We start from the raw sequence: 1,026 nt of genomic DNA on the forward strand, positions 1-1,026 counted from the left end.
ATGACCATTGCTGTCGGACGCGCCCCAGAAAGAGGGCTGTTTGATGCTCTCGATGACTGGCTCAAAAGAGACCGTTTCGTCTTCATCGGTTGGTCTGGTTTACTACTCTTCCCCTGCGCCTTCATGGCCCTAGGTGGATGGTTAACCGGCACCACCTTCGTCACCTCCTGGTACACCCACGGGTTAGCCAGTTCCTACTTAGAAGGCGGCAACTTCCTGACTGTAGCCGTCTCCACCCCCGCTGATGCCTTCGGTCACTCCATCCTCTTTCTCTGGGGACCGGAAGCCCAAGGTAACTTCACCCGTTGGTGTCAAATCGGCGGTTTATGGCCCTTTGTCGCCCTCCACGGTGCTTTCGGCCTGATTGGCTTCATGCTACGTCAGTTTGAAATCGCCCGTTTAGTCGGCATTCGTCCCTACAACGCCCTCGCCTTCTCCGGTCCGATTGCGGTGTTCGTCAGTGTCTTCCTGATGTACCCCCTCGGTCAGTCTAGCTGGTTCTTTGCCCCTAGCTTCGGCGTGGCTGGTATCTTCCGTTTTATTCTCTTCTTCCAAGGCTTCCACAACTGGACCCTGAACCCCTTCCACATGATGGGTGTAGCTGGTATCCTCGGTGGTGCGCTTCTCTGTGCTATTCACGGAGCGACCGTAGAAAATACCCTGTTTGAAGACGGTGAAGGTTCCAACACTTTCCGGGCTTTTGAACCCACCCAAGCGGAAGAAACCTACTCCATGGTCACTGCGAACCGTTTCTGGTCGCAAATCTTCGGCATCGCTTTCTCCAACAAACGTTGGTTACACTTCTTCATGCTCTTTGTCCCCGTGACTGGTTTATGGATGAGTGCTGTGGGTGTAGTGGGATTAGCCCTTAACCTCCGGGCCTATGACTTCGTTTCTCAGGAATTGAGAGCGGCGGAAGACCCAGAATTTGAAACCTTCTACACTAAAAATATTCTGCTTAACGAAGGTCTGAGAGCTTGGATGGCTCCCCAAGACCAACCCCACGAAAACTTTATCTTCCCTGAA

Annotated in this window: 1 protein-coding gene; it reads left to right on the top strand. The window is 53.1% G+C overall.

Going from position 1 to position 1,026, the window contains the following annotated elements; genetic code table 11:
- The coding region (gene psbD, locus MICAI_RS16140) for a photosystem II D2 protein (photosystem q(a) protein) (RefSeq protein ID WP_039900339.1) at positions 1 to 1,026 on the top strand (1,026 nt) is incomplete at both ends.

The sequence above is a fragment of the Microcystis sp. T1-4 genome (assembly GCF_000297435.1).
GTDB lineage: Bacteria > Cyanobacteriota > Cyanobacteriia > Cyanobacteriales > Microcystaceae > Microcystis.